This is a genomic window from Streptomyces violaceusniger Tu 4113, from assembly GCF_000147815.2.
Lineage (GTDB): Bacteria > Actinomycetota > Actinomycetes > Streptomycetales > Streptomycetaceae > Streptomyces > Streptomyces violaceusniger_A.
The window spans coordinates 8,866,853-8,890,420 of sequence record NC_015957.1; the positions used below are offsets into that span (position 1 = coordinate 8,866,853).

Consider the following 23,568-nt stretch of genomic DNA (forward strand, 5'->3'; position numbering starts at 1 on the left):
CGGATCGCGTCCGGCCCTCCGGCCACCCCTACGTCACTTCAACGGCTACGTTCCCGCGTCCGAGTTGCCGCGCAGTTTCACGTTCGCCGTGCTCGCGTTCTTGATCGCCGTCTCGATCTGGGCCATCGACGAGCCGGAGTTGATCCCGGGCACGGTCGCGCTGTTCAGGGCGTAGAGCGTGAAGGTGTACGGATGGGTCGAACCGCCGGGGCAGGGGCCGAAGTACTGCTGGGCGTTGGCGCCGCTGCCCATGGCTTTTTGCTTGGCGCCGCCCTGGCCTGGAACGTTGAATCCGGACGCCAGGGCCTCGGGCAGGGAGAGCTTGGCCGCCGGGATGTCCCAGATCGCCCAGTGGAGCTTGTTGCCGCTGTTCGCGACATCGGCGAAGACGATGGCCCAGCCGCGTGCGCCGGTGGTTCCGGCGCCCCAGGCGAGCGGGGGCGAGGGGTCCTGGCCCGCGGTTCCGTCGCCGGCGCAGGTGTGGCGGTCCGGGATGGTCGCGTTGTCCTTGAAGGCGCCGCTGCTCAGCTTGAACTCACCGGCGGTGCCGTCGTCCGAGTAGACGATGTCGATCCGCAGAATGCGGTCGTTGCCGTCGGTGCCGTCCTTGTCGGTGGAGGTGGTGAGCCAGATGTCGCCGTCGTGGTCGACCTCGACCGTACGCAGCCGGTCGTAGCTGCCCTGGAAGTACGTCTTCTGCTCGACGAGGTTCGCGGAGGAGTCGATGCGCATCCGGTAGACGCGCTTCCCCACGGTGGTGGCGACGAAGACATGGTCATTGATGATCGTCAGCCCGCTGGGCGAGGCCGAGGAGGTGGACCAGGTCTTCTTCGGCGCGATGTAGCTGGAGTCCGAGCAGTCGCCGTCGGTGCCCTCGCAGTTGGGCCAGCCGTAGTTGCCGCCCTTCTGGATGAGGTTGACCTCGTCCATGACGCTGTTGCCGAACTCGGACTCCCACAGCCGGCCCTTGGAGTCGAAGTCCAGGCCCTGCGGATTGCGGTGGCCCAGCGACCAGACGGCGTTGCCGAAGGGGTTGTCGGACGGGATCGAGCCGTCGGGGTTGATCCTGAGGATCTTGCCGTTGAGCGAGTTCCGGTCCTGCGCCCGCGATTCGGTCTGGGCGTCGCCCATGGAGGCGTACAGCTTGCCGTCGGGGCCGAAGCGCAGCCGTCCGCCGTTGTGGAAGCGGCTCTTCTCCATGCCCTGGAGCAGCACCTTGTAGCCGCTGAGGGTGTTGTTCTCCAGCGTCATCCGGGCGATGCGGTTGCCCTCACTGGAGGTGTGCACGAAGTAGAGGTAGTGGTCGGTGGCGAAGGTCGGGGAGATCTCGAGGCCCAGCAGACCGCCCTCGCCGCCGGTGGTCTGGGAGTTGGGCACCTTGCCGACCAGGGTCTTCGTGCCGGACTTGGTCAGCTTGTAGACGTTGAAGGTGTTGCGCTCGGTGAAGATGCCGGTGCCGTCGGGCAGGAAGCCCAGGCCCCAGGCCACGTCCACGCCGCTGGCGATGGTGCTGACCGTACCGGGGTCGGGGGTGCCGCCCGGCTGGGTTCCGGAGGTGGTCACCGTGATCTCGGCCGTGAAGGGGGACTTGTTGCCCTTGAGGTCGTACGCCCTGACCTTGAAGGCGTACGCGGTGTTCGGGGTCAGGCCCGCGACGCTGGTGGAGGTGGTCTCGGAGGTGCCGGACAGCACGCCGTCACGGTAGATCTCGTAGCCCGTGACCTTGACGTTGTCGCTCGACGCGGACCAGCCCAGATCGACGGTCGTGGCCGTCTTCGAGGGGGAGGCCAGGTTGGCCGGGGCGGTCGGCGGCTCGGTGTCGGGCGGTGCGGGCTCGGTCGCGATGGTGACGGCGTTGGATGCCTCCGAGGCGTTCCCGGCCGCGTCCCGCGCGAAGACGGTCCAGTCGTACGAGGTCTCGGGGTCGAGGTTCTCGACGGTCGCCGCGAGGACGTCCGCGCCGACCTTCTTCATCAACTGGCCGTGCTGGTAGATGTCGTAGCCGGTGACGCCCACATTGTCGGTGGCCGCGTCCCAGGCCAGCGAGACGGTGGTGGCCGTCGGCTCCTTGTCCTTGCGCAGATTCGCGGGGGCGGTCGGCCGCTCGGTGTCGGCGGGGCCGGTCGGGGTGACGGTCAGCTTGTCGAGGTTGGGGCCGTCGGCGCCGGAGGTGGTCGCGCGGACCGTGTTGGCGCCGGCCTTGAGCGTGGCGTTCACGCCGACCGTCTTCCAGGTGGTCCAGGCGCCGGTCGCCGGGAAGGAGAGATCGTCGGCGACGGTGCCGCCGCCCACGGCGATGTCGAGCGGGCGGTCGGCGGAGGCGCTGGCGTAACGGAAGTCGAGCCGGGCGGGACCGGCCTGTGCCGCGTCGACGGTGAATTCGACGTAGGCGCCCGCGACGACGTCGAAGTTGACGAATCCGGAGCCGGAGTGGCCGTCGTGGTTGGACTCGACGGCGCCCTGGGAGATCTTGGCGGATTCGGCCTCGTAGTCGGTTCCGGCCGGTCCGTCGGCGGTGGTGACGTCGATGTAGTCGAGGTTGGGGCCGCCCTCGGCCGCCGCCGAGGTGGTGCGGATGGTGTTGGCACCGGCCTTGAGGGTGACCGTGGTGGTCACGGACTCCCAGTTGGTCCAGGTGTCGGTGGACGGGAACGCCAGGTCGTCCACCGCCTGGTCGCCGCCCACGGCGATGTCCAGCGGGCGGTCGGCGGCTGTGCCGTTGGTGTAGCCGAGGGTCAGGGTGGCGCTGCCCGCGGCCGGGGCGTTCACCGTGAACTCGACGTACGTCCCGGCCGCGTTGTCGAAGTTGACGAATCCGGAGCCGGAGTAGCCGGCGTGGTTGGACTCGGCCGTCCCCTCGGAGATGACCGCGGACTCGGCCTCGTACCGCACGGGTGCGGCGGCGGCCTTCGCGGCGGAGGGCTGGGCCGCGCTGATGTTCGGCAGCGTGATGGTCAAGGCCGCGGTGGCCGCGGCCAGGAAGGCACCGACCGCTCGGCGCGGTCTGCGGGGGATGGGCGCCACAGGGTTTCCTCCGGACAGACTGATAGGAAAGGTTCCTATCAGTGACGCGTAGCGACGCGTCCACGTCAAGAGGCGTGCATGGTGCGGAATTTGGTGTGCACGGCACGGATTTGGTGAGCGCGGCATGGATGTACGGACCGTTCCGAACTGAAGTGATCCGCGATGTCACAACTGTGTGCTGGGTGCGATCTGGGGCGGTCACAACCCGGCGGTGGGGCGGCAGTTGGCCGCCGCGCGGCGTTCTCCATTGCGCACACTGGTTCTACCGAGCAGGTCAGCACGGGCACAACGGATGACGAGTGGGGGGAACGCGCCATGGCGGACGGTTGCCGGGACTGTGAGACGTGTACGAGGTCGTGGCTGGGGCGGCTGCTCCAGAACGCGGCGGTGGGGCTGATGCATGTGGTGACGATCGGCATCAGCTATCTGATCAAGAAGGGGTTCAGGCGGCACTGCCCGCAGTGCAAGCACCTGCTGTCACGACACTCGCGCAGGGATGACGGTTCGTTCCGGGACTGAGTACTCCTCACCACGTGAAGGTCGGTTGCCGAAGCGGTCCGAGGCGGTGGGGGCGCCTAGGTCGCCGCCGCTATGGAGTGCCCGCCGGGCCCGGGATGGTTGCGCTGATCATGCCGGTCAGGCGGTGCAGTTGCGCGGTCAGGGCGCGGCGCTCCTGCGGGGTGAACTGCGACAGCGCCTCGTACTGACGCGCCCGCAGCTCCGTCCGCATCGCCATGAGGCGTTCGGCGCCTTCTTCGGTGAGGCGGACGAGGACCTGGCGCTCGTCCTGCGGGGAGCGACGCCGCGTGATCACACCCTTGGCCTCCAGTTGCTGGAGCATGCGGGTCGCGGTGGGCACGCTGACCTCGGCACCGGCCGCGAGGCGGCCGACCGGCAGGCCGTCCCCCTCGGCGTCCTGCGCCAAGGGGTCGAGTAGGGCCACCTGCGACATGGACAGGCCGACGGCGGACTGGCCGACGGTGGCGGCCCGCGAGCGCCGCATGGCGTAGAAGAGCCGGTCGGCGGCCTGGGCCAGGTCTTCCACGCCCGCCTCGGGGGCCGGTTCCGGCGCGGGACCGGCCGCTGGTTCGCCCGCCTCTTGGTTGCCTGCCTCTCGCATGATTGTTAGCTTACTAAATAAAGTTGGTTAGCAAGCTAAGCATTAGGAGGCTCATCATCATGACCTTCCCCGCCCGTATCGATGTCCACCAGCACATCGTTCCGCCCATCTGGGCCGAAACCCTCGCCGCGCACGGCCTCGACTCCGGCGGCTGGGCCATCCCCGCCTGGAGCCCGACCGACGCCATCGCGATGATGGACCGGCAGGGCATCGCCACCGGCGTCCTGTCGGTCACCGCCCCCGGCGTCCATCTGGGCAACGACGCACAGGCGCGCGACCTCGCCCGCGCCGTCAACGAGTACGGCGCCGAGGTCGTCAGGGACCACCCCGGCCGCTTCGGCCACTTCGCCAGCGTCCCGCTGCCCGACGTCGACGCCGCCCTGGCCGAGACCACGCACGCGCTGGACACCCTCGGCGCCGACGGCGTCGTCCTGATGTCCAACGCCCACGGCCGCTACCTCGGCGACCCCGACTTCGAACCGCTGTGGGCCGAAATCGACCGCCGCGGCGCCACCGTCTTCGTCCACCCCGCCCAGCCGCCGATGCCGCTGCTGCCCGGCACCCCCGCCCCGCTCGCCGACTACGTCTTCGACACCACCCGCACCGCCCTCAACCTGGTGCTGAACGGCGTCATGAGCCGCTACCCGAACATGCGCGTGATCCTCTCCCACGGCGGCGGCTTCCTGCCCTACGCCGCGTACCGCTTCTCCGGCCTGACCTCCACCGTCGTCGACCGCGACCGCGACCGCGAGGCCGAGGACATCCTGCGCGACCTGAAGCGGTTCTACTTCGACACCGCCCTGTCCGCGAGCCCCAGCGCCCTGCCCGCGCTGCTGGCCTTCGCCGAGCCCGGTCACGTCCTCTACGGCAGCGACTGGCCCTTCGCACCCGAGAACGCCGGGACCTACTACAACCACTACCTGGAGACCTACCCCGACTACGCCCCCGGCCAGGCCGAGGCCATCGACCGCGGCAACGCCGAGGCGCTCTTCCCCCGCCTCGTCCGCTGACCCGCCCCCCTCGCCGCCGGGAGGGAGACGCAGGTCACATGCGGTCCTGTCACATCTCCCCGAGCCGTTCCGTCAGGGAGGTGTCACCACAGGCAGAGCAACGGCATAGGAGAGCCCATCATGGATGCTCGCTTGAATCTCTTCGGCAACCCGCTCCTCGGCACGTTCCTGAAGCACATCAACTCCGCGGGCAAGGCGGTCACGGGCTCGGCGCTGCCGGCCGCGACGCAGGAGCTGGTGAAGCTCCGCGCCAGCCAGATCAACGGCTGCGGCTTCTGCACCGACATGCACACCAAGGACGCCGCGAAGGCCGGGGAGACCTCGACGCGCCTCAACCTCGTCGCGGTCTGGCGGGAGTCCACGGTGTTCACCGACGCCGAGCGCGCCGCCCTGGAGCTGGCGGAGCAGGGCACCCGCATCGCCGACGCGGCCGGTGGTGTCACGGACGAGGCGTGGGCGAACGCGGCGAAGCACTACGACGAGGAACAGCTCGCCGCCCTGGTGGCCATCATCGCCATCATCAACACCTACAACCGCCTGAACGTCATCGTCCAGCAGCCCGCCGGCGACTACCAGCCCGGCCAGTTCGGCTGAGACCGGCCCGGCCAGTTCGGCCGAGACCAGCCCGGCCAGTTCGGCCGAGACCAGCCCGGCGTCCGCCGTCGGAAACCCTCATGGGCGGTCGAGCCGGAGGCGCTCGGCCTTCGGCAGCCCCGCGACCACCAGGTCGTAGGAGTCCTCGATGAGCTCCCGGACCAGCCGGTCCGGGAGGCCGCCGTCGACCGTCACCGTGTTCCAGTGGCGCTTGTTCATATGCCACCCCGGGATGATCAACTCCGGATGCCCCTCACGGAGCCGGCCCGCGTCCGCCGGGTCGCACTTCAGATTCACCGTGAGGGGGCGGGCGTCCAGTGTCGTCAGGGCGAAGATCTTGCCGACCACCTTGAAGGCCGCGACCTCCGGGTGACGGGAGAACGGGAACTCCTCCACCACCGCGTTGAAGGAGAGGCAGAAGGACCGCAGTTGTTCGGGGGTCACTCCGGATTCTCCTCGTACTCGACGTACTCGACCGAAAAGGCTCAAGGGGTGCAACAAACGCAACAACGAACCCACCGTAGCCCAGGCCTCCGACAGCCGACTGGCGAGAATCCGTGGCGACTCGGCAGAAACGCTCGTGGTTGATGCCACGGCCCGTGCACAACCTGCCGAAAAGCCCGACTACCGGGCCGCGACCCACTGGTCCACGCGGGACCAGTGGGCGCGGTTCGGCGTCGAGGTGTCGAGGTGTCGAGCGAGCGCGTGTGCATCGACAGGAACAGGGCCACCGGCGGCGGTGTGACCGCGGATGAAGCGGTGGTGGCCCAGTACGTACGCGCGATAGTCCCGCTCGAAGCGGGAGAGCCGCCACCGCAGCCGCCGGTCCACGGCGTCGGCGACCCGCTCGACCCACCGGTCGGCGACTTTGCCGTACACCTTGCCAAGGAATCCCAGACCCGCCGGCAGCGCCCCGTACCCGAGGAAGAGCAGCGGCGAGACGACCGGATGCGCGCTGACCGACGGCCAGAATCTCGCCCCCAGCACCGCCGGCGGCACCAGACTCGCCACGGCGAGCCCGAACCGCGTCAACACCTCCGCATTGCCTTTGCCGACCGCCGCCGTTCTCCCCCGAACCCTCGGTGCCCCGTTCCCGTGCCGTCTCTTATACCGGTATACCGGCCATACCGGCACGCATTCACCTGCCCCGGTAATTGCCTCGCATTAACGGTTTCCAGTGGGCCCCGGACCCCGAGTTGCGGCCCCCCACGCGTGGGGTGACGGTGGACATGAGGGGGACACGGGGGCGTGGCAGAACGTGGGGGCTGAAGAAGACGCACAGGACCGCGCCGGTACACGGGAGCACCGGACCGTCGCCCTTGGGGCCTGGCCTTCCGCGCAGTGGCGCGTGTCCGCGATCCGGGGGAACGCACTGACCGCGACCGCGCACAGGAGCGGAGAAGGCAATGACGAACGGACCCGGGCCCGTGGGGCCCATGGGTAACGGCCCGAACGGGGAGCGGCCGCCGCAGGTCGGCATGCCGCTGGGGACGCAGCCGACGGAATACACCGGGCGGTATGTGGTCCTGCTCGATCAGCGGGAACCCGAGCGCGGAATGGAGGCGCTGCGCTCGTCCGTCGGGATCGCGTCCGTGGAACGCGTCCGCGGGGCGGAACCCGGTGCGGCGGAGCTGCTGGCGCGGCCCGATGTGTCGGTGGTCTTCGACGAACTCGGCGTCGCCGTCGTCGATGTGCAGCCGGACCAGCGCCATGCGCTGGTCACCACGGCGGAGGCGGAGCCGACGATCATCGCGACGGAGCCGGAGCGCGTGGTGTACGCGTCGGTGATCACGGAGCCGCACCACACGCTGACCGGCTTCTTCCCGATGTACCGCAGCGACGAGGACGAGGTGACCCGGCACACCCGGGCCGAGCTCGCCACCTCGCTGGGACCGGCCTGGGACGAGCAGAACACCACCTGGGGGCTCCAGGGGATCCGCGCCAACTGGTCGCATCTGACCGGCAGCGGGGTGAAGGTCGCCGTGCTCGACACCGGTGTGGACACCGATCACCCGGATCTGACCGAATGCGTCGAGGCGGCGGCCTCCTTCGTGTCCGGGGCGAGTGTCGAGGACGGCCATGGCCACGGCACCCACTGCGTCGGCACGGTGGCCGGTCCGGCCGAGCCCGGGCACGCGCCGCGGTACGGCGTGGCCGGTGAGGCCGGAGTGCTGGTGGGCAAGGTGCTCAGCGACCAGGGCGTGGGGTCCGACGGCCAGATCCTGGCGGGGATGGCCTGGGCGATCTCCCAGGGCGCCCGGGTGATCTCCATGTCGCTCGGGGCTCCGGTGGAGCCCGGGGAACTGTTCCCGCAGACCTACGAGAACGTGGCGCGGCGAGCGCTGCGGCGCGGCACCGTGATCGTGGCCGCGGCGGGCAACGAGAGCCGGCGGCCCGGCTTCGTGGCGCCGGTGGGGCGGCCCGCCAACTGCCCGTCCATCCTGGCGGTGGCGGCGCTCGGCAAGGACCTGGGGACCGCGTTCTTCTCCTGCGGCGCCATCAACGGCGAGGGCGGGGAAGTCAATATCGCGGCGCCCGGGGTCGACATCTTCTCAGCCGCGCCCGGCGGGACGTACCAGACGATGAGCGGCACGAGTATGGCGGCGCCGCATGCCGCCGGTGTCGTCACGCTGCTGGCCCAGGCGCATCCGGAGGCCTCGGCGGCCGACCTCGGCACCCGACTGCGGTCCGGGGCCCATCCGCTGGCGCAGCCGGCCGCGGACGTCGGCTCGGGTCTGCTCCAGGCCCCGTGAGCGGGGACGCTGTGGGGCAGGCGGCGCGGTCCGGGCCGGTCGGGGTCATCCTCTCGGTCGACCCGGACCGGTTCGCCCAGGTCGTGGAGGCCGCGCGGCGGGTCGGGCTGACGGTCACCGGTGAGCAGCAGATCCTCGGCTCGCTGTCCGGGACCATCGCCGAGGACCGGATCCCGGTCCTGGCGGCGGTGGACGGCGTCGAGTCGGTGGACCGGGAACAGATCGTCCGGCTTCCGCCGCCGCCCGACCCGCCGATCCGGTGAGTTCCGGGCTGCGGGGTGCGGGCTCAGCGTTCCGGGCTCCGGGCTGCGGGCTCAGACGTGGTTGAACGGTTCGGCGTACGCGAAGGCCCCCTTGAGGGTCGGCTGATAGGCGGTCAGGGTCCGGACCTGGAAGTAGTCGCCCCAGGCCGGATCCGGGGCCGTGATGCCGTAGTCGGTCGACGGGCGGAAGCCGAACCGGCCGTAATACGCGGGGCTGCCCAGCAGGGCGACCAGCGATTCGCCGAAGGCGTCCGCGGCGCCGAGCACCGCGTGGACGAGCGCCTGGCCGACGCCGCGGCGCTGATGGGCGGGGTGCACGCTGAGCGGTCCGAGACCGAGGGCGAGGGCCAGGTCGGAGCCGACATGGCCGCGGGTGCAGACGACATGTCCGATCACCTCGGCACGGTCGGCGGTGGCGACGAACGACAGGGCGGGCAACCAGCCGTCGCTGATCCGGAGTTCGTCCAGCAGCGCGGTCTCGACCGGGACCGGGGTGTGCGGGGTGCCCGTGGTATCCGAGGTGTCCGACTTCGCGAACGCGGCCGAGGTGACGGCCCGGATGGCGTCGATGTCGGAGCGGGTCTCTCGTCGGATCAACATCGGGTCAGGATGCGTCCCAACGCGGTGCGGGAGCAAACCAATTGTGCGCCGCCGCGCAGGACGGGCTCCCGGGTCAGCCCTTCGTGGCGCGGGCGGTGAGGGCCCGTTCGACCTGGATGTACGTCACGTCGTGGTCGGCCAGGACATGCGCGGCCACACCGGGGCGGGCGGTGAGGGCGAGCAGCAGATGCTCATCGCCGATGTGCTTGTCGCCGCGGGCGAGGGCGATCCGCAGCGAGCGCTCCAGCACGGACTTGGCCTCCCGGGAGAATGGGCGGCGCAGGGGGCGCCTGCCGCGGCGGGGAGCGCGTGCGGAGGCGAATCCGGGAGTGCCTTCGGGGGTGGATCCAGGGGTGGGTCCGGCCGTGGCGAGGGCGCCCACGCCATGGGCCTCCTCCACCCGCGCGACGATCTCGTCCACGTCGATGCCGAGCCCGGCCAGCGCCTCCACATCGGCGCCGGTGATGCCCCCGCGCCGGCGGACCTCGGCCAGGGCCTGCTCGATCGAGGCGCGGCGGCCGTGCGCGCCGAGGGCGGTGAGGACCTCGGCGGCGGGGCTGCCCTTACGGTCGCTGCGGGCACGGCCGCCGTCCTTACGGCCGCCGGGACCCTCCGTACGGCTGCTGTCGGCACCGCTGCCGCCCGTACGGCCGCTGTCCGTACGGCCGCTGTCCGTACGGCCGCTGTCCGTACGGTCCAGGAGCGCAAGCAGCAGCTCGGCCTCGCCGACTGTGTCGGCCCCGGTGTCCTCCGCGTGGCGGACGGCGCCGCGTACGACCTCGCGGGCACTGGTGGTGAACCTCTCGAACATCAACGCCTCCCGTGCTTCTTGTGGACCGCCTGCCTGCTGACGCCCAGTTCGGCGGCGATTTCCTGCCACGACCAGCCCTGGGCGCGGGCGCTGCGCACCTGTACGGCCTCCAGTTGCTCCAGCAGCCGGCGCAGCGCGGCGACGGCGCGCAGTCCGACCCGGGGGTCCCGGTCGCCCGCGCGCTCGGCGAGATCCGTTGCTTCGGTCATGGCGTCAATGTAGGTTGACGCCCGGCTCGCCGTCAACATGGGTTGACGAATGAGGCCGTAATTGGTTCGACGCGGCGGCCGTACGTCCGGCAGCCTCCCGTCATGGACCCCCATTGCTGGCCCCTGTACGGGCTTCGCCTTCGTACGCCGCGCCTGGAACTGCGGCTTCCCGACATCCCCCTCCTCGACGAACTCGCCGCGGTCGCGGCGGACGGGGTGCACGACCCGGCCGAGATGCCCTTCAGCGTCCCCTGGACCGATTCACCCCCGGAGGAGCGCGGACGCAGCTCCTTCCAGCATCTGCTGGGCACGATCGCCGAATGGCGGCCGGAGAAGTGGGCGCTGAGCCTCGCGGTGCTGCACGAGGGCGCGGTGATCGGGCGGCAGGACCTGTTCGCGACCGAATTCGCGGTCACCCGGGAGGCCGAGACGGGCTCTTGGCTGGGCACCGCCCATCAGGGCAAGGGCCTGGGCACGGAGATGCGGGCGGCGGTGACGCACCTGGCGTTCGAGGGCTTGGGCGCGCTGTCGCTGACCTCGGGCGCGATGGTGGAGAACGGCCGCTCGCTGGGGGTCTCCCGGCGGCTGGGCTACCGCCCCGACGGGCTGTCCGTGGTCGCCGTAAGGGGCGAGGCCCGCACCATTCAGCGGCTGCGGCTGGACCGCGCGGCCTGGGAGGAGCACCGCACCACCTCGGTCGAGATGGCCGGACTGGAGCCGTGCCGCGCGCTGTTCGGCGCTCCGTGATGGGCCTGATGGACCCTGAGGGCCTCGCTTCCTGCTGCAGGCGGGCAACGGCGAGATCATCGCCGTCGGCGAAGCCTACGAGTCCAACGCCCTCGTGCGGGCAACCGCGTTCGCACGGCGCTGGTTACCCTCCCTTCCGTGGTCAAACCTCATATATCGAAGCCGCTGGCCAAGGGGCGCGCATCGCTCCGGCGTCTGCGCAAGGCGTTCCTGCGCCGCTGGCGCCATCCGCGGCTGAAATGGCCCAAGCGGATCGTGGCCGCCTTCGTCGGCTGCCTGGTGCTGGCCGTACTCGCCGCCGGGATCTCCCTGCGGCTGCTGTACGCGGGCGATCCCGGGCCCGGTACACAGACCCGGGGCCGGGACGCCGTATGGCTCGGACATGCCTGGGTGGACGGCCGCAAGGGCGAGGCCGAACTCCAAGGGCTGGTGCGGCGGGTGCGCGGCACCGGGATCCGCGAGCTGTACGTCCACGCGGGCCCGTTGGAGCATGACGGCACCCTGCCCGAAGGGCGCTACCCGAAAGCGGGGTGGCTGCTGAAGGCGGTGCACCGCGAACTGCCCGGCGTCCGCGTCCAGGCGTGGCTCGGCGACGTTCTGGACACGGAGGGCCCGACCGGGCTCAGCCTGGCCGACGGCGACAACCACACGCGGATCGTGGGCTCGGCGCGGCAGGTGCTGGACGCGGGGTTCGACGGCGTCCACTTCGACCTGGAGCCGCTGCACTCCGAGGACCGCGCCTATCTCGCCCTCCTCGACGCGCTGCACGCCCTCACCCGTCCCCGACACGCCCCGCTGTCGGTCGCGGCCCACCAGATCGACCCGCTGCCCGCCCTGCACTCGGTCGCGGGGTTCCTCACCGGCCACCCCAAGTGGTGGTCGCAGTCGTACTTCGGGCAGGTGGCACGGCGGGTCGACCAGATCGCGGTGATGTCGTACGACACCTCGATGCCGCTGGAGAGCCTCTACGGCGGCTATGTGGCCCAGCAGACGGAACTCGCGCTCGAGGTCACCCCGCCGACCACGGATCTCCTGATGGGCCTCCCCGGCTACCACACCAACAACTTCGGCCGCCACGCCTGGGCCGAGACCGTCCCGGCGGCGGTCCGCGGCGCCCGCCTCGGCCTCGGCCGCGAGGACCGGCGGCGTGAGCGCTTCGGGGTGGCGCTGTACGTGGACTACGCGGCGACGGACGACGACTGGGCGGCGTACCGGGACGGCTGGGGGCGGCGCGAGGCGGACTGACGGGGGGAGCGTGTGGAGCGGGGGCGTCCGGGGCAGTGCGCCCGGTCAGGAGCGGGACGGGGTGACCAGGCCGGACTCATAGGCCACGATGACCAGTTGGGCGCGGTCACGGGCGCCCAGCTTGCCCATGATGCGGCTGACATGGGTCTTGGCGGTGAGCGGTGAGAGGCCGAGGGTCTGGGCGGCCTCGGCGTTGTTGAGACCGCGGGCGACGAGGGCGAGCACCTGGCGTTCGCGCTCGGAGAGCGCGGCCAGTGCGGCGGGGGCCGGGGCACCGGGCGGCGGGGCGTCGGGGAGCCGCAGGACGCGGGCGATGAGGCGGGCGGTGGGGCCGGGCGAGAGCAGGGACTCCCCCGCCGCCACGGTCCGTATGGCGTCCAGGAGTTCGGCGGGCCGGGTGTCCTTCACCAGGAAGCCGGACGCGCCCGCGCGCAGCGCCTCGACGATGTGCTCATCGGTGTCGTAGGTCGTCAGGACGAGGACCTTGACACCGGCCAGGTCCTCGTCGGCGGCGATGCGGCGGGTGGCCTCGATGCCGTCGAGGTCGGGCATCCGAATGTCCATGACGACGAGGTCGGCGCGGGCGGTGCGGGCCAGTTCGACGGCCTCGCGGCCGGTGCCCGCCTGCCCGACCACGTCCATGTCACGGGCCGAGGAGACCAGCATGGCGAAGGCGGAACGGACCAGCCTCTGGTCGTCGGCGAGCAGCACCCTGATGGGCGCGGCGCTGCCGGATGACGGATCCGGTGCGGCCGTTCTGGATGTCGGATCCGGTGCGGCGGGCCCGGACGAAGGGTCCGATGCGGCGGTCCCGGAGGCGCGATCCGGCGAGGTGGCCCCGGGGACGGGATCCACTGGGGCGGCGCCTGACGCCGGGGCCGCCGGGCGGGCCCCCGGCGCCGGGTCCGACGAGCGAGTCCCTGACGCCGGGTCCGGTGCGGTCGTCATGTGGTGGCCTCCCTGGGCGCTGCGGCGGTCTGTCCGGTGCCCGTACGGCCGCCGGGCGCGCCGCCCCTGCCCCACGGCAGCGCGGCCCTGATCGCGAAGCCTGGGCCGTCCTCGCGTGGTCCGGCGGTCAGGGTGCCCGCGACGCTGCGGGCCCGCTCGCGCATGCCGACGATGCCATAGCCCGGTTCCGCGGGCGCGGTAAGGGGCTCACCGTCGCCGCCGGGGCCGTCGTCCACGGCGGCGACGCACAGTTCCCCCTCGTCCCGTACGAGCGTGATCCGCACCCGTGTGCCGGGCGCGTGGCGGACGGCGTTGGTCAGGGCCTCCTGCACGATCCGGTACGCGGCGGCGCCCACGGCGGGCGACAGCTCGGCCCCCTCCACGCCGACCGTAAGGTCCACGCGTACGCCCGCCGCCTCCGCCGCCGCGGCCAGGTCGGCGAGTCCGGCGAGCCCCGGCAGTGGGCCGATGTCCTCCTCGTCCGCGTGGTCGGCGTCGCCGTCCGCGCCCCCGCGGAGCACCTGGAGGGTGGCCCGGAGTTCGGCGCGGGCGTCCCGGCAGGTGTCGGCCATCGCGTCGAGCGCCTTGGCCATCGCCTCGCGGTCCAGCCGTTCGGGGTCGGCGATCAGGACATGCGCCGCGACGGAGGTCTGGACGCCGATGAGGGTGATGCTGTGCGCGAGCAGATCGTGCAGATCGCGCGCGATGCGCAGCCGTTCCTCGGCGACCCGCCGGGCCGCCTCCTCCTCGCGGGTCCGCTCGGCGCGTTCGGCCCGCTCCAGGATCGCGGCGATGTACTTACGGTGGATACGGACCGCCTCGCCGATCACCACGACCGACAGCACCCAGCCGGAGCTGCGCAGCATGTCGGCGCCGGCGTGCACGCTACTGCCCACGGTCATCATCGTCACCATGCCCGCGAGCAGGATGCCGACCGTAAGGAAGGACCGCAGCGGCGGGCCGATGACGGCGAGGGTGTAGACGGCGAGGAGCCCGGCCGGGACGACCGCGATATGGACGTTGTCCATGGCGTGGTACGGCCCGACCATGAGCACCACGGCCGCGGTGACCGCCATCGGGCTGTGCCGCCGCCCGACGAGCGCCACGGCGCTGGCGGTGAGCAGCGCCCAGCCGATCGCGTCGGGGCGGTGGCCGTTCCGATCGAGGTTGAGCAGGGCCAGCGTGATCTGCAGGACCAGCACCGCACCGGCGATCCCGGCGTCCACCCGCCGCCGCCTGCGGGCCTCGTCCCGGGTCTCGGCGGGGCGGGAGCCGCTGTGCAGGGCGCGCAGCACGGAGGCGAGCGCGCGGTGGGCGGTGAAGTGCACGGTGGAGCGCGCGGCGGGGGGCGCCGGTGGCGTGGTCGCGGGGTGGGTCGCGGGAGGTGCGGGCACGGGCTCCATCCTCGGGGATCCGCCTCGGGCCGATCCATAGGGCGGTATGAACGAGCGGTACGTACAAGCGTTGTGACAGGGCGATGCGAAGGGGGTTCCGGACCGGCCGTCCCCTGTGCGGCCGGTCCGGGCTCAGAGGCGGCCTCAGCCGCCGCGTACGGCCGGTTCGGGACGGGCCTCGGGGCCGGAGGCGCCGCCCTGGTCGTCCGAGGCCGAGGAGGCCGAGGAGGCCGACGAGCCGGGCGAGACCGACGAGGCGGGCGTACGGCGGAAGAGGGCACCCGGCCACCACACCCACCGCTTCAGCAGCAGGCTCGCCGACGTCACCAGATACGTCCGCACGAGGAAGGTGTCGAGCAGCACGCCGACCGCCACCACGAACCCCATCTCGACCAGCATCACCATCGGCAGCGAGGCCAGCACCGCGAAGGTCGCCGCCAGCACCAGACCGGCCGAGGCGATCACCCCGGCCGTCGTGCGCAGCGCGGTCACGGCCGCGTCCGGGACGTCCGCCCCGCGCAGCGACTCCTCCCGCATCCGGTGCATCAGGAAGATGCCGTAGTCGACGCCGAGGGCGACCAGGAAGACGAAGGAGAGCAGCGGCAGTCCGGGGTCGACCCCGGCGAAGCCGAAGACCGGGTCGAAGAAGAGCCCGCCGACGCCCATCGCGGCGCCCCACACCGCGACCACGGCGACGACCAGGACCAGCGGCGCGACGAGGCTGCGCAGCAGGGCCGCGAGGATCAGCAGCACGGCGATCAGCACCAGCGGGATGACCAGCATCCGGTCGCGGGCGTTGGTGTCCTTCAGATCGAGCTGCTGGGCGCTGGGCCCGCCGACGACCGCGTCGGCGTCCTCGACCCGTACGAGACCGGAGCGCAGGGCGTGCAGGGTGGCCGTCTCCCCGGCCGATTGCGGGGCGCCCTGGGGGAAGACGTCGATCTCCGTCCAGCCGCCGCCGCTGCGCCCGCTGTCCGCCCGCGCGACCCCCTCCGTGTCGCGCGCCCGCCGCAGCACCTCGTCCGCCCCCGCGGTGCGCGCCATCACGCTGATGGGCTGGCTGCTGCTGTCCGGATAGGCGCGGGCGAGGGTCCGGGTCGCGGCCACCGACTCGGGCTTGTCGGTGAAGGTGTCCTCCTGCTTGAGGTCGCCGGGCAGATTGAGCACGCCGATGGCGAGGGCGCCCAGCAGCGCGGCACCGCCGAGCAGAACGGCTCCGGGCCGACGGCGGGCCGAGCCGCCCATCGCCTCGAAGAACCCGCGCCGGGTCGCCCGCGGCTCGCTGCCGTAGGTCGGGATCAGCGGCCAGAAGATCCGCCGCCCCAGCAGCACCAGCACCGCGGGCAGCAGCGTCATCATGGCCACCAGCGCGCAGACGACCCCGACCGCGCCGACCGGGCCCAGTCCGCTGCTGCTGTTGAGGTCCGCGGCGAGCAGGCACAGCAGCCCGGCGGCGACGGTGCCGCTGGAGGCGAGCACGGCCGGACCGCAGCCGCGCAGGGCCTCGCGCATCGCGTCGTACGGGGCGCGGTGGCGGCGGAGCTCCTCGCGGTAGCGGGAGACGATCAACAGGGCGTAGTCGGTGCCCGCGCCGAAGACCAGCACCGTCATGATCGAGGAGCTCATGCTGGTGACGACGAGGTCGAAGCCCTGGACGAGGCCGTAGACGATCGCCATCGCGGCCATGGCGGCGACCCCGACCACCCCCAGCGGCACCAGCCACAGCAGCGGGCTGCGATAGGTGATGATCAGCAGCAGGGCGACCACCCCGGCGGTGGCGAACATCAGCGTGCCGTCGGTGGAGGCGAAAACCTCCTGGGAGTCGGCGCTGAGCGCCCCGGGACCGCCGACCTGGACGCTCAGACCCTCGGGGTGGGAGGCGAGCTCGGCGCGGACGTCCTTGACGGCGTCGGCCCGCTCCTTCTCGTCCGTCACGCCGGTGAGCGCCATGGGGTACATCAGGGTCGTGCCGTCCTTGGACGGTATGGCGCGCGGCGCCTGCCCACCGACGATGTCGTGGCGCCCCGCCACCTCGGCGACCTTCCCGCCGGCCGCCTTACGGTCGGCGTCGGTCAGCCCGCCGTCGCGGTGGTAGACGAGGACGAGGTCGATGGTGTCGCCACCGGGCAACCGCTCCTGGAGCCGGGCCACCTGGGTGGAGTCGGCGCCCGCCGGGAGGTAGTCGACGGCCGTGTCCCGCTTGACGCCCTCGAGCTTGCCCGCGAAGGGGACGGCGACGAGGAGCAACAGCACCCACCCCGCGATGAGCGCCCAGGGCAGTGAGCGGCGCCGGTTGCCGCCGGGCCCGGAGGGCGGCCCGGCCGCGGAGGGCGGCGCCGCGTCCGGTTGATGGGGATCGCTCGGGATCCCTGACGATGTCGTCTGCATGCCCCCAGGCTTCCGGCGCGGGGGCACGGATACGTCGCGCCGGCGGCGGAGATGGCGGCTACTGCGCCGGGGGCGGGACGGGCCCGATTACTCCCGGGGGAGTACGGAGGCGACCCGGAATCGCCGGTTCAGAACGCCGCCCTTGTGGCGGCCAGCAGCCGGGCCGTGTCGTCGGGGCAGATCATCAGGGCCCGGCCGACGGTTTCCAGGACCGCGCGCTCGGCCGGGCGGTACGGGCCGTCGGCCACGGCGATCCGGGCGCCCTGGAGGAGGATGGCCTCCCGGCCGGTGGGGGCCAGATGCGGGGCCAGCGGCTCCAGGGCCTCATGCAGCTCGATGGCCAGCGCCGTACCGCACGGGTCCAGGCCGTCGCGCTCGCCGCACGCGCCCGGGAGCCGCCCGGTGTCGGCGGCGAGCGCCTCGATGAGCGCGAGGAGCTGGTCCTCGCTGCAGTCGGCGAACCCGGCGGCGCGCACCGCGCCGACCGCGACCTGCCGGACCGCCGTCGCCTCGGTGCCGCCCGCGGCGAGGACCGCGAGGGCCACGGTGTGCACCGCGTCGCGGAGCATCGCGGAGAAGCGGATGGTCGTGGGGTGGTCGAGCACCTCCGTGCCGTAGCGGCTGTCGCAGGCCGCGCATTCCACGATGGGCGCGACCGGTCCGCGCGGCAGCACGGGCACGCCGAGCACCACGATGCGACGGCGGCCGGTACGGCGGCGGAAATTGCGGTCACCTCCGCATTCCGGGCAGAAGAACTCACCATCGCCGACAGTCCGCCACAGAGTGCGCACGCCTACCACACACAGGTCCCGGTCACGGCGGGCTCGCCGGTGCACCACGTCACACCTCCATAACGCTTCGGCCACGTTGCCGCGTTGACGTGATGCTAGCCACATCCATGATGTGACGTCAGTACCCCGAACGGAGACAACAGGCCAAACCCGAGGCCCCGCCCACCTCGCATGGTGAACGGGGCCCGTGTGGGTGACAAGGTCAACGGGGTGATGGACCCGTCGGATCCGTCGGATGAGAGATCATCCACGCACCGAAAAAATCATCGACGCGCCCGGTTCACCGCGGAGACGACCGCCTTGAGCGAGGCCCGCACGATGTTGGCGTCGATCCCGACACCCCACAGCACCTGCCCGTCGATCGCGCATTCGATGTACGCGGCGGCCTGGGACGCGGCGCCCTCGCTCAGCGTGTGCTCGGAGTAGTCCAGCAGCCGTACGTCCACATCGATCGAGGCCAGAGCGTCGAAGAAGGCCGCCAGCGGGCCGTTGCCGGTGCCGGTCAGCACCGCCTCGGCGCCGTCCACGACCGCCTCGACGGTGAGCGCGTCGGTGCCCTCGCTGGTGGTGGACGTCTGCGCGCTGCTCAGCGCGATCCGGCCCCACCGGTTGTCGTCGGTCGGCAGGTACTCGTCCTGGAAGGCCGCCCAGATCTGGCCCGGGGTGACCTCGCCGCCCTCGGCATCGGTCTTGGCCTGAATCGTCTTGGAGAACTCGATCTGCATCCTGCGCGGCAGGTCCAGATTGTGGTCGTTCTTCAGGACATAGGCGATGCCGCCCTTGCCGGACTGGGAGTTCACCCGGATCACGGCTTCGTAGGAGCGGCCGACGTCCTTGGGGTCGATGGGCAGGTACGGGACCGCCCACTCGATCTCGTCCACCGTCTTGCCCTGTTCGGCGGCGCTCGCCTCCAGCGCGTCGAACCCCTTCTTGATGGCGTCCTGGTGGGAGCCGGAGAAGGAGGTGTAGACCAGATCGCCCGCGTAGGGGTGGCGCGGGTGGATCTCCATCTGATTGCAGTACTCGGCGGTGCGGCGGATCTCGTCGATCTGCGAGAAGTCGATCTGCGGGTCGACGCCCTGGGAGAACAGGTTCATGCCCAGCGTCACCAGGTCGACATTGCCGGTGCGCTCGCCCTGCCCGAACAGACAGCCCTCGATCCGGTCCGCCCCGGCCATGATCGCCAGCTCGGCGGCGGCGACGGCGGTGCCCCGGTCGTTGTGCGGATGCACCGACAGGCAGATGTGCTCGCGCCGGGACAGCTGGCGCGACATCCACTCGAAGCGGTCCGCATGGGTGGACGGGGTCGAGCGCTCGACGGTGGCCGGCAGATTGAGGATGATCTCGCGGCCCTCCTCGGGCTGCCAGACGTCCATGACGCCCTCGCAGACCTCCAGCGCGAAGTCCAGCTCGGTGTCGGTGAAAATCTCCGGGCTGTACTGGTAGCCGAAGACCGTCTCATCGCCGAGGATCTTGTCGGCGTACTCCACCACCAGCCGGGTGCCGTCCACCGCGATCTGCTTGACCTGCTCCCGGGTGCCGCGGAAGACGATGCGGCGGAAGGTGGGTGCGGTGGCGTTGTACAGGTGCACAGTGGCCCTGTGCGCCCCGCGCAGCGACTCCACGGTGCGCTCGATCAGCTCCTCGCGCGCCTGGGTGAGGACGGAGATCGTCACGTCCTCCGGGATCGCGCCCTCCTCGATGATCGACCGTACGAAGTCGAAGTCGGTCTGGCCTGAGGAGGGGAAGCCGACCTCGATCTCCTTGTAGCCCATGCGCACCAGCAGGTCGAACATCTCGCGCTTGCGGGCCGGGGACATCGGGTCGATCAGCGCCTGGTTGCCGTCCCGCAGATCGGTGGACAGCCAGCGCGGGGCGACGGTGATCCGGTTGTCCGGCCAGGTGCGGTCCGGGATGTCGACGGCCTCGTACTGGCCGTACTTGTGGATCGGCATACCGGAGGGGCGCTGGGTGACGGTCGCGGCCGTGAGGGGCGTGGGACGCCCGACGGCGCTACGGGAGGTCTGGGAATGGCCGGGCGTATCGGAGTGAGTCGTCATGGTGCGCGGGGCTCCTTGGGTAATCCGCTGTCCACGGGACGAATCCGCTGTCGCGGAGGTCCTGGGGCGGCCGACAGGGCGTGATCACTGCAACGCCGAACTCCGCGGGGAGGGGGTCGGCCTACGACTACAGGCCCTCGCCGCGGCAGCTAAGAAGAAGCAGCCCGAAACGCATGATGCCGAGCAGCCTAACCGAGACGCACCGGCGCGGCGGAACCCGTATCACTATGCGGACCGAAACATGGCCTGCGGAGGAATACACATCTTCCACTCGATTTCAGCAATCATGACCGCAAGGCGTGACACTCATCTCACACGGTGCGACATTGCCAGCCATGGACGCCAACGCCAATGCCCCCGCGCAGGCCCGCAGTCACCGCCGTGGCACCTTCTGCACGATCGTGCCGCCGCATGTCCTCGACAAGCTGTCCCATGCCGAGGACGCCTCGCTGGCCGATCTCGCCCGCCGCACCCTGGAGCACGACGCCCTGCAGCGCACCCGCCGCCGGATCACCACCGTGCGCGGGGTCCCCGCCGCGCGGGCCGCCGCGCCCTCCGACAAGCCCGAGCGCACCGTCTACGACGCCCACCGCAAGACCTCGCTGCCGGGGAAGAAGGTGCGCGGCGAGGGCGACCAGGCGAGCGGGGACGACTCGGTGAACCGCGCCTACGACGGGCTCGGCGCGACCTTCGAGCTCTTCCTCAAAGCGTACGGCAGGCGCTCGATCGACGACTCCGGTCTGCCGCTGAACGCGAGCGTCCACTACAGCGAGGACTACAACAACGCCTTCTGGGACGGCGAGCAGATGGTCTTCGGCGACGGGGACGGCGAGGTCTTCCTGGACTTCACCATCCCGGTCGACGTCATGGCCCACGAGCTCACCCACGGCGTCACGCAGTACAGCGCCAACCTCGAGTACTTCGGCCAGTCCGGGGCGCTCAACGAGTCGATGTCCGACGTCTTCGGCTCACTGGTCAAGCAGCATGTCCTCGGCCACAGCGCCGAGCAGGCCGACTGGCTGATCGGCGCGGGGCTGCTGACGGACCGGGTCACCGGAGTGGCCCTGCGCTCGATGAAGGCCCCGGGCACGGCGTACGACGACGATGTGCTGGGCAAGGACCCGCAGCCGGGCACGATGGACGACTACGTCCGCACCTCACGCGACAACGGCGGCGTCCACATCAACTCCGGCATCCCCAACCACGCCTTCTACCTCGCCGCCACCGCCCTGGGCGGCAACGCCTGGGAGCGCGCCGGGCAGATCTGGTTCGACGTGCTGACCGGCGGCGATCTGGCCTCCGACGCGGAGTTCACCGACTTCGCCCACCTTACGGTGGCCGCGGCGCACGCCCGCTACGGCGAGGGCGAGGAGCAGACGGCGGTGCAGGAGGCGTGGGCCGGGGTGGGCATCACCGATCTGCGGGCCCGCGTGGGCGCGCGCTAGAGCACGCCATCGGGTAGTGATGGAGCCATGCGCATCTCCGTCACCCGCACCGGCGGTTTCGCCGGAATCGAGCGCCGGGCCGAGCTGGACACCACCGGCCGGCCCGACGCCAGGCATCTGGACGCCCTGGCCCACCAGGCCGTCGAGACCGGCCACATCACGGCCGCCCGCGGCGTCCCCGACGGCTTTCAGTACGAGATCACCGTCGACGGCCGCACCATCCACGCCGCGGACCCCCATCTGAGCGACGCCCAGCGGGAACTGATCCGCACGGTGCTGAAGGAAGGCGCGTAGGGACGCTCAACGGGGGCTCAGAACCCCCGTCTCCGCAACCGCGTGGGCCGGGGCTCAGAACCCCAGCTTCCGCAGTTGCTTCGGGTCGCGCTGCCAATCCTTGGCGACCTTCACATGAAGGTCGAGAAAGACCGGCGTGCCCAGCAGGGCCTCGAGCCCCCTCCCTCTGCCGCCCTCGCACCGCTCGGCCCCAGGGGCCTCCCGGGCTTCGCACGGCCGCGCCGGCCTCCGACCGGCAGTGAGAGCCAGGCTCAGAACCCCAGCTTCCGTAGCTGCTTCGGGTCACGCTGCCAATCCTTGGCGACCTTCACATGAAGGTCGAGAAAGACCGGCGTACCGAGTAGGGCCTCGATGTGCTTGCGGGACTTGGTGCCGACCTCCTTGAGGCGGCGTCCCTTGGGGCCGATGATGATGCCCTTCTGGCTGGGCCGCTCGATGTAGAGGTTGGCGTGGATGTCGAGGAGCGGCCGGTCCGCGGGGCGGTCCTCGCGGGGCAGCATCTCCTCCACGACCACCGCGATGGAGTGCGGCAGTTCGTCCCGTACGCCCTCCAGCGCGGCCTCCCGGATCAGCTCGGCCACCATGACCTGCTCGGGCTCATCGGTAAGGTCGCCCTCGGGGTAGAGCGTCGGGCCCTCGGGCAGCAGCGGGACCAGCAGATCCGCCAGCAGGCCCACCTGCTTGTCGCCGACAGCCGACACCGGGACGATCTCGGCCCATTCGAAGCCCAGCTCCGTGCCGAGCCGGTCGATGGCGATCAATTGCTCGGCGAGCTGCTTGGACTCGACCAGATCGGTCTTGGTGACGATCGCGATCTTGGGGGTCTTCTTGATCCCCGCCAGCTCGGTGGCGATATAGCGGTCGCCGGGGCCCAGCTTCTGGTCGGCGGGCAGGCAGAAGCCGATGACGTCGACCTCGGCCCAGGTGGTGCGCACGACATCGTTGAGCCGCTCGCCGAGCAGGGTGCGCGGCTTGTGCAGACCGGGGGTGTCGACGAGCACGAGCTGGGCGTCGGGGCGGTGCACGATGCCGCGGACGGTGTGGCGCGTGGTCTGCGGGCGGTTCGAGGTGATCGCGACCTTCGTCCCCACCAGCGCATTGGTCAGGGTCGACTTGCCCGCGTTGGGGCGGCCGACGAAGCAGGCGAAGCCCGAGCGGTGCGGGGTCTCCCGCTGCTCGGTCGGGGACGGGGGGGTACCGGCAGTCATGGACCCCATTCTCCCCGATGCCCCGGCCCGCTCGGACCAGTCGTCCCGGGCCTGGTGCGACCAGTCGTCCCGGGCCACGTACGGCCGGTCGTCCCGGGCCACGTACGGCCAGTTGTCCTGGCCCCGTACAGCCAGCCGTCCCGGCCCCGTACGACCGCCGGTGGCGGTGAGTCGGTCAGGCAGGCAGCGTGGCCCGCAGGGTGCCGTCGAGGCCCGCCAGCAGCACCGGCGTCCCGGCCCCGCCGAGGTCCCGGACGGCCGCGCGGTCCTCGTCCGACACGCTCTCCGCCTCGGTCACCACGGCCGCGGCCTCCAGGGACGTGGCACCGCTCGCCACGGCCATGGCGACGGCGGTCCGCAGGGCGCTCAGCTTCAGCGAGTCGAGGGCCACGGTCCCGGCGACATACGTACGCCCCGTCTCATCGCGTACGGCGGCGCCCTCCACCACGGAGTTACGGGCCCGCGCGGAGCGGGCCAGCGTGATGATCTTGCGGTCTTCGGGGTCCAGCTGCGCTGCTTCGCTCATGCGGACGAGCATATGCGGGGCGTTGACCGGCGGTGACGCCGGTGGGGTGGGCGGGGAGCCGGGCCCGCACCCGGGCACACAGCGACCCGCGCCGGGCCGCTGTGCGGCGGCCCGGCGCGGGCGACTTGCGCTGTGCGG

General features: G+C 71.5%; 24 protein-coding genes and 1 pseudogene. 10 read left to right on the top strand and 15 right to left on the bottom strand.

The window, feature by feature from the left end:
- Positions 1-45: 45 nt before the first annotated feature.
- Positions 46-3,024, bottom strand: coding sequence for a PQQ-dependent sugar dehydrogenase (locus STRVI_RS36605; RefSeq protein ID WP_014060610.1), 2,979 nt, complete (start codon positions 3,022-3,024; stop codon positions 46-48).
- Between the two features lie 315 nt (positions 3,025-3,339).
- Between STRVI_RS36605 and STRVI_RS36610 the strand changes: the two genes are divergently transcribed.
- Positions 3,340-3,543 (top strand): hypothetical protein, encoded by a 204-nt coding sequence (locus tag STRVI_RS36610; protein ID WP_014060611.1) that lies wholly within the window; start codon positions 3,340-3,342, stop codon positions 3,541-3,543.
- A 70-nt stretch (positions 3,544-3,613) separates the two neighbouring features.
- On the opposite strand, the gene STRVI_RS36615 is transcribed toward STRVI_RS36610, so the two are convergent.
- Positions 3,614-4,144, bottom strand: a complete 531-nt coding sequence (locus tag STRVI_RS36615) for a MarR family winged helix-turn-helix transcriptional regulator (protein WP_014060612.1) — start codon at positions 4,142-4,144, stop codon at positions 3,614-3,616.
- Between the two features lie 59 nt (positions 4,145-4,203).
- On the opposite strand from STRVI_RS36615, the gene STRVI_RS36620 reads away from it, so the two are divergent.
- On the top strand, positions 4,204-5,154 hold the full coding sequence (locus tag STRVI_RS36620; RefSeq protein ID WP_014060613.1) for an amidohydrolase family protein: 951 nt from the start codon (positions 4,204-4,206) through the stop codon (positions 5,152-5,154).
- A gap of 120 nt (positions 5,155-5,274) precedes the next feature.
- Positions 5,275-5,748: a carboxymuconolactone decarboxylase family protein gene (locus STRVI_RS36625; protein WP_014060614.1), complete on the top strand. Its 474-nt coding sequence runs from the start codon at positions 5,275-5,277 to the stop codon at positions 5,746-5,748.
- A gap of 78 nt (positions 5,749-5,826) precedes the next feature.
- On the opposite strand, the gene STRVI_RS36630 is transcribed toward STRVI_RS36625, so the two are convergent.
- Both STRVI_RS36630 and STRVI_RS53130 read right to left on the bottom strand, forming a co-directional pair.
- On the bottom strand, positions 5,827-6,192 hold the full coding sequence (locus STRVI_RS36630) for an MmcQ/YjbR family DNA-binding protein (RefSeq protein WP_014060615.1): 366 nt from the start codon (positions 6,190-6,192) through the stop codon (positions 5,827-5,829).
- A 180-nt stretch (positions 6,193-6,372) separates the two neighbouring features.
- Entirely contained in the window at positions 6,373-6,783 is a 411-nt protein-coding gene (locus STRVI_RS53130; protein ID WP_167543254.1) for a hypothetical protein, read from the bottom strand.
- A 371-nt stretch (positions 6,784-7,154) separates the two neighbouring features.
- Here STRVI_RS53130 and STRVI_RS36640 point away from each other — a divergent pair, with 371 nt between their 5' ends.
- Both STRVI_RS36640 and STRVI_RS36645 read left to right on the top strand, forming a co-directional pair.
- Positions 7,155-8,501 (top strand): S8 family peptidase, encoded by a 1,347-nt coding sequence (locus STRVI_RS36640; protein ID WP_014060616.1) that lies wholly within the window; start codon positions 7,155-7,157, stop codon positions 8,499-8,501.
- The gene (locus STRVI_RS36645; RefSeq protein ID WP_251982815.1) at positions 8,498-8,764 is read left to right on the top strand and encodes a hypothetical protein; all 267 of its coding nucleotides are present in this window, start codon (positions 8,498-8,500) and stop codon (positions 8,762-8,764) included. Before STRVI_RS36640 ends, STRVI_RS36645 begins: the two co-directional genes overlap by 4 nt.
- Positions 8,765-8,815: 51 nt before the next feature.
- Here STRVI_RS36645 and STRVI_RS36650 read toward each other — a convergent pair whose 3' ends face one another.
- The 3 genes from STRVI_RS36650 to STRVI_RS36660 form a co-directional block, all read right to left on the bottom strand.
- Positions 8,816-9,364, bottom strand: a complete 549-nt coding sequence (locus STRVI_RS36650) for a GNAT family N-acetyltransferase (RefSeq protein WP_014060618.1) — start codon at positions 9,362-9,364, stop codon at positions 8,816-8,818.
- 73 nt (positions 9,365-9,437) lie between these two features.
- A complete protein-coding gene (locus STRVI_RS51355) occupies positions 9,438-10,175 on the bottom strand; it encodes a Clp protease N-terminal domain-containing protein (RefSeq protein WP_014060619.1) in 738 nt (245 codons plus the stop codon).
- Positions 10,175-10,384: a helix-turn-helix domain-containing protein gene (locus STRVI_RS36660; RefSeq protein ID WP_018087470.1), complete on the bottom strand. Its 210-nt coding sequence runs from the start codon at positions 10,382-10,384 to the stop codon at positions 10,175-10,177. Before STRVI_RS36660 ends, STRVI_RS51355 begins: the two co-directional genes overlap by 1 nt.
- Before the next feature lie 102 nt (positions 10,385-10,486).
- On the opposite strand from STRVI_RS36660, the gene STRVI_RS36665 reads away from it, so the two are divergent.
- Genes STRVI_RS36665 through STRVI_RS36670 form a run of 3 tightly spaced genes read left to right on the top strand, consistent with a single transcriptional unit; the run spans position 10,487 to position 12,376 of the window.
- On the top strand, positions 10,487-11,131 hold the full coding sequence (locus STRVI_RS36665) for a GNAT family N-acetyltransferase (protein ID WP_014060621.1): 645 nt from the start codon (positions 10,487-10,489) through the stop codon (positions 11,129-11,131).
- Between the two features lie 31 nt (positions 11,132-11,162).
- Entirely contained in the window at positions 11,163-11,369 is a 207-nt protein-coding gene (locus tag STRVI_RS56240; protein ID WP_078505874.1) for a hypothetical protein, read from the top strand.
- Positions 11,270-12,376 (top strand): membrane protein, encoded by a 1,107-nt coding sequence (locus STRVI_RS36670; protein ID WP_014060622.1) that lies wholly within the window; start codon positions 11,270-11,272, stop codon positions 12,374-12,376. Before STRVI_RS56240 ends, STRVI_RS36670 begins: the two co-directional genes overlap by 100 nt.
- A gap of 45 nt (positions 12,377-12,421) precedes the next feature.
- Here STRVI_RS36670 and STRVI_RS36675 read toward each other — a convergent pair whose 3' ends face one another.
- The 5 genes from STRVI_RS36675 to leuA all read right to left on the bottom strand — a co-directional run bounded on the left by STRVI_RS36675 (position 12,422) and on the right by leuA (position 19,957).
- Positions 12,422-13,093: a response regulator transcription factor gene (locus tag STRVI_RS36675; protein WP_043241041.1), complete on the bottom strand. Its 672-nt coding sequence runs from the start codon at positions 13,091-13,093 to the stop codon at positions 12,422-12,424.
- Between the two features lie 227 nt (positions 13,094-13,320).
- Complete coding sequence (locus STRVI_RS36680; RefSeq protein ID WP_014060624.1) at positions 13,321-14,727, bottom strand: sensor histidine kinase; 1,407 nt, start codon at positions 14,725-14,727, stop codon at positions 13,321-13,323.
- A gap of 135 nt (positions 14,728-14,862) precedes the next feature.
- The gene (locus STRVI_RS36685) at positions 14,863-17,106 is read right to left on the bottom strand and encodes an MMPL family transporter (RefSeq protein ID WP_014060625.1); all 2,244 of its coding nucleotides are present in this window, start codon (positions 17,104-17,106) and stop codon (positions 14,863-14,865) included.
- Between the two features lie 128 nt (positions 17,107-17,234).
- Positions 17,235-17,945, bottom strand: coding sequence for a TerB family tellurite resistance protein (locus STRVI_RS36690; RefSeq protein ID WP_014060626.1), 711 nt, complete (start codon positions 17,943-17,945; stop codon positions 17,235-17,237).
- 215 nt (positions 17,946-18,160) lie between these two features.
- Positions 18,161-19,957: a 2-isopropylmalate synthase gene (gene leuA / locus STRVI_RS36695; RefSeq protein WP_014060627.1), complete on the bottom strand. Its 1,797-nt coding sequence runs from the start codon at positions 19,955-19,957 to the stop codon at positions 18,161-18,163.
- 335 nt (positions 19,958-20,292) lie between these two features.
- On the opposite strand from leuA, the gene STRVI_RS36700 reads away from it, so the two are divergent.
- Together STRVI_RS36700 and STRVI_RS36705 are read left to right on the top strand one after the other, a co-directional pair.
- A complete protein-coding gene (locus STRVI_RS36700; protein ID WP_014060628.1) occupies positions 20,293-21,402 on the top strand; it encodes a M4 family metallopeptidase in 1,110 nt (369 codons plus the stop codon).
- 27 nt (positions 21,403-21,429) lie between these two features.
- Complete coding sequence (locus STRVI_RS36705; RefSeq protein WP_014060629.1) at positions 21,430-21,696, top strand: protealysin inhibitor emfourin; 267 nt, start codon at positions 21,430-21,432, stop codon at positions 21,694-21,696.
- 54 nt (positions 21,697-21,750) lie between these two features.
- On the opposite strand, the pseudogene STRVI_RS51365 reads toward STRVI_RS36705, so the two are convergent.
- The 3 genes and pseudogenes from STRVI_RS51365 to STRVI_RS36715 all read right to left on the bottom strand — a co-directional run.
- Positions 21,751-21,852, bottom strand: a pseudogene (locus tag STRVI_RS51365) (GTPase Era); the annotation flags it as partial.
- Positions 21,853-21,947: 95 nt separating this feature from the next.
- Positions 21,948-22,904, bottom strand: coding sequence for a GTPase Era (era, locus tag STRVI_RS36710; RefSeq protein ID WP_086019714.1), 957 nt, complete (start codon positions 22,902-22,904; stop codon positions 21,948-21,950).
- Positions 22,905-23,079: 175 nt separating this feature from the next.
- Positions 23,080-23,430: a hypothetical protein gene (locus STRVI_RS36715; protein ID WP_043241052.1), complete on the bottom strand. Its 351-nt coding sequence runs from the start codon at positions 23,428-23,430 to the stop codon at positions 23,080-23,082.
- Between the last annotated feature and the right edge of the window lie 138 nt (positions 23,431-23,568).

Excerpts from the sequence above, each read along its gene's own strand:
- STRVI_RS36640 (WP_014060616.1), top strand. The coding sequence starts at position 7,155 with ATGACGAACGGACCCGGGCCCGTGGGGCCCATGGGTAACGGCCCGAAC.
- STRVI_RS36685 (WP_014060625.1), bottom strand. The coding sequence starts at position 17,106 with ATGCAGACGACATCGTCAGGGATCCCGAGCGATCCCCATCAACCGGAC.
- STRVI_RS36680 (WP_014060624.1), bottom strand. The coding sequence starts at position 14,727 with ATGGAGCCCGTGCCCGCACCTCCCGCGACCCACCCCGCGACCACGCCA.
- STRVI_RS36610 (WP_014060611.1), top strand. The coding sequence starts at position 3,340 with ATGGCGGACGGTTGCCGGGACTGTGAGACGTGTACGAGGTCGTGGCTG.
- STRVI_RS36660 (WP_018087470.1), bottom strand. The coding sequence starts at position 10,384 with ATGACCGAAGCAACGGATCTCGCCGAGCGCGCGGGCGACCGGGACCCC.
- STRVI_RS36705 (WP_014060629.1), top strand. The coding sequence starts at position 21,430 with ATGCGCATCTCCGTCACCCGCACCGGCGGTTTCGCCGGAATCGAGCGC.
- STRVI_RS51355 (WP_014060619.1), bottom strand. The coding sequence starts at position 10,175 with ATGTTCGAGAGGTTCACCACCAGTGCCCGCGAGGTCGTACGCGGCGCC.
- STRVI_RS36650 (WP_014060618.1), bottom strand. The coding sequence starts at position 9,364 with ATGTTGATCCGACGAGAGACCCGCTCCGACATCGACGCCATCCGGGCC.
- STRVI_RS36625 (WP_014060614.1), top strand. The coding sequence starts at position 5,275 with ATGGATGCTCGCTTGAATCTCTTCGGCAACCCGCTCCTCGGCACGTTC.
- era (WP_086019714.1), bottom strand. The coding sequence starts at position 22,904 with ATGACTGCCGGTACCCCCCCGTCCCCGACCGAGCAGCGGGAGACCCCG.
- STRVI_RS36665 (WP_014060621.1), top strand. The coding sequence starts at position 10,487 with ATGGACCCCCATTGCTGGCCCCTGTACGGGCTTCGCCTTCGTACGCCG.
- STRVI_RS36615 (WP_014060612.1), bottom strand. The coding sequence starts at position 4,144 with ATGCGAGAGGCAGGCAACCAAGAGGCGGGCGAACCAGCGGCCGGTCCC.
- STRVI_RS36715 (WP_043241052.1), bottom strand. The coding sequence starts at position 23,430 with ATGAGCGAAGCAGCGCAGCTGGACCCCGAAGACCGCAAGATCATCACG.
- leuA (WP_014060627.1), bottom strand. The coding sequence starts at position 19,957 with ATGACGACTCACTCCGATACGCCCGGCCATTCCCAGACCTCCCGTAGC.
- STRVI_RS36620 (WP_014060613.1), top strand. The coding sequence starts at position 4,204 with ATGACCTTCCCCGCCCGTATCGATGTCCACCAGCACATCGTTCCGCCC.
- STRVI_RS36700 (WP_014060628.1), top strand. The coding sequence starts at position 20,293 with ATGGACGCCAACGCCAATGCCCCCGCGCAGGCCCGCAGTCACCGCCGT.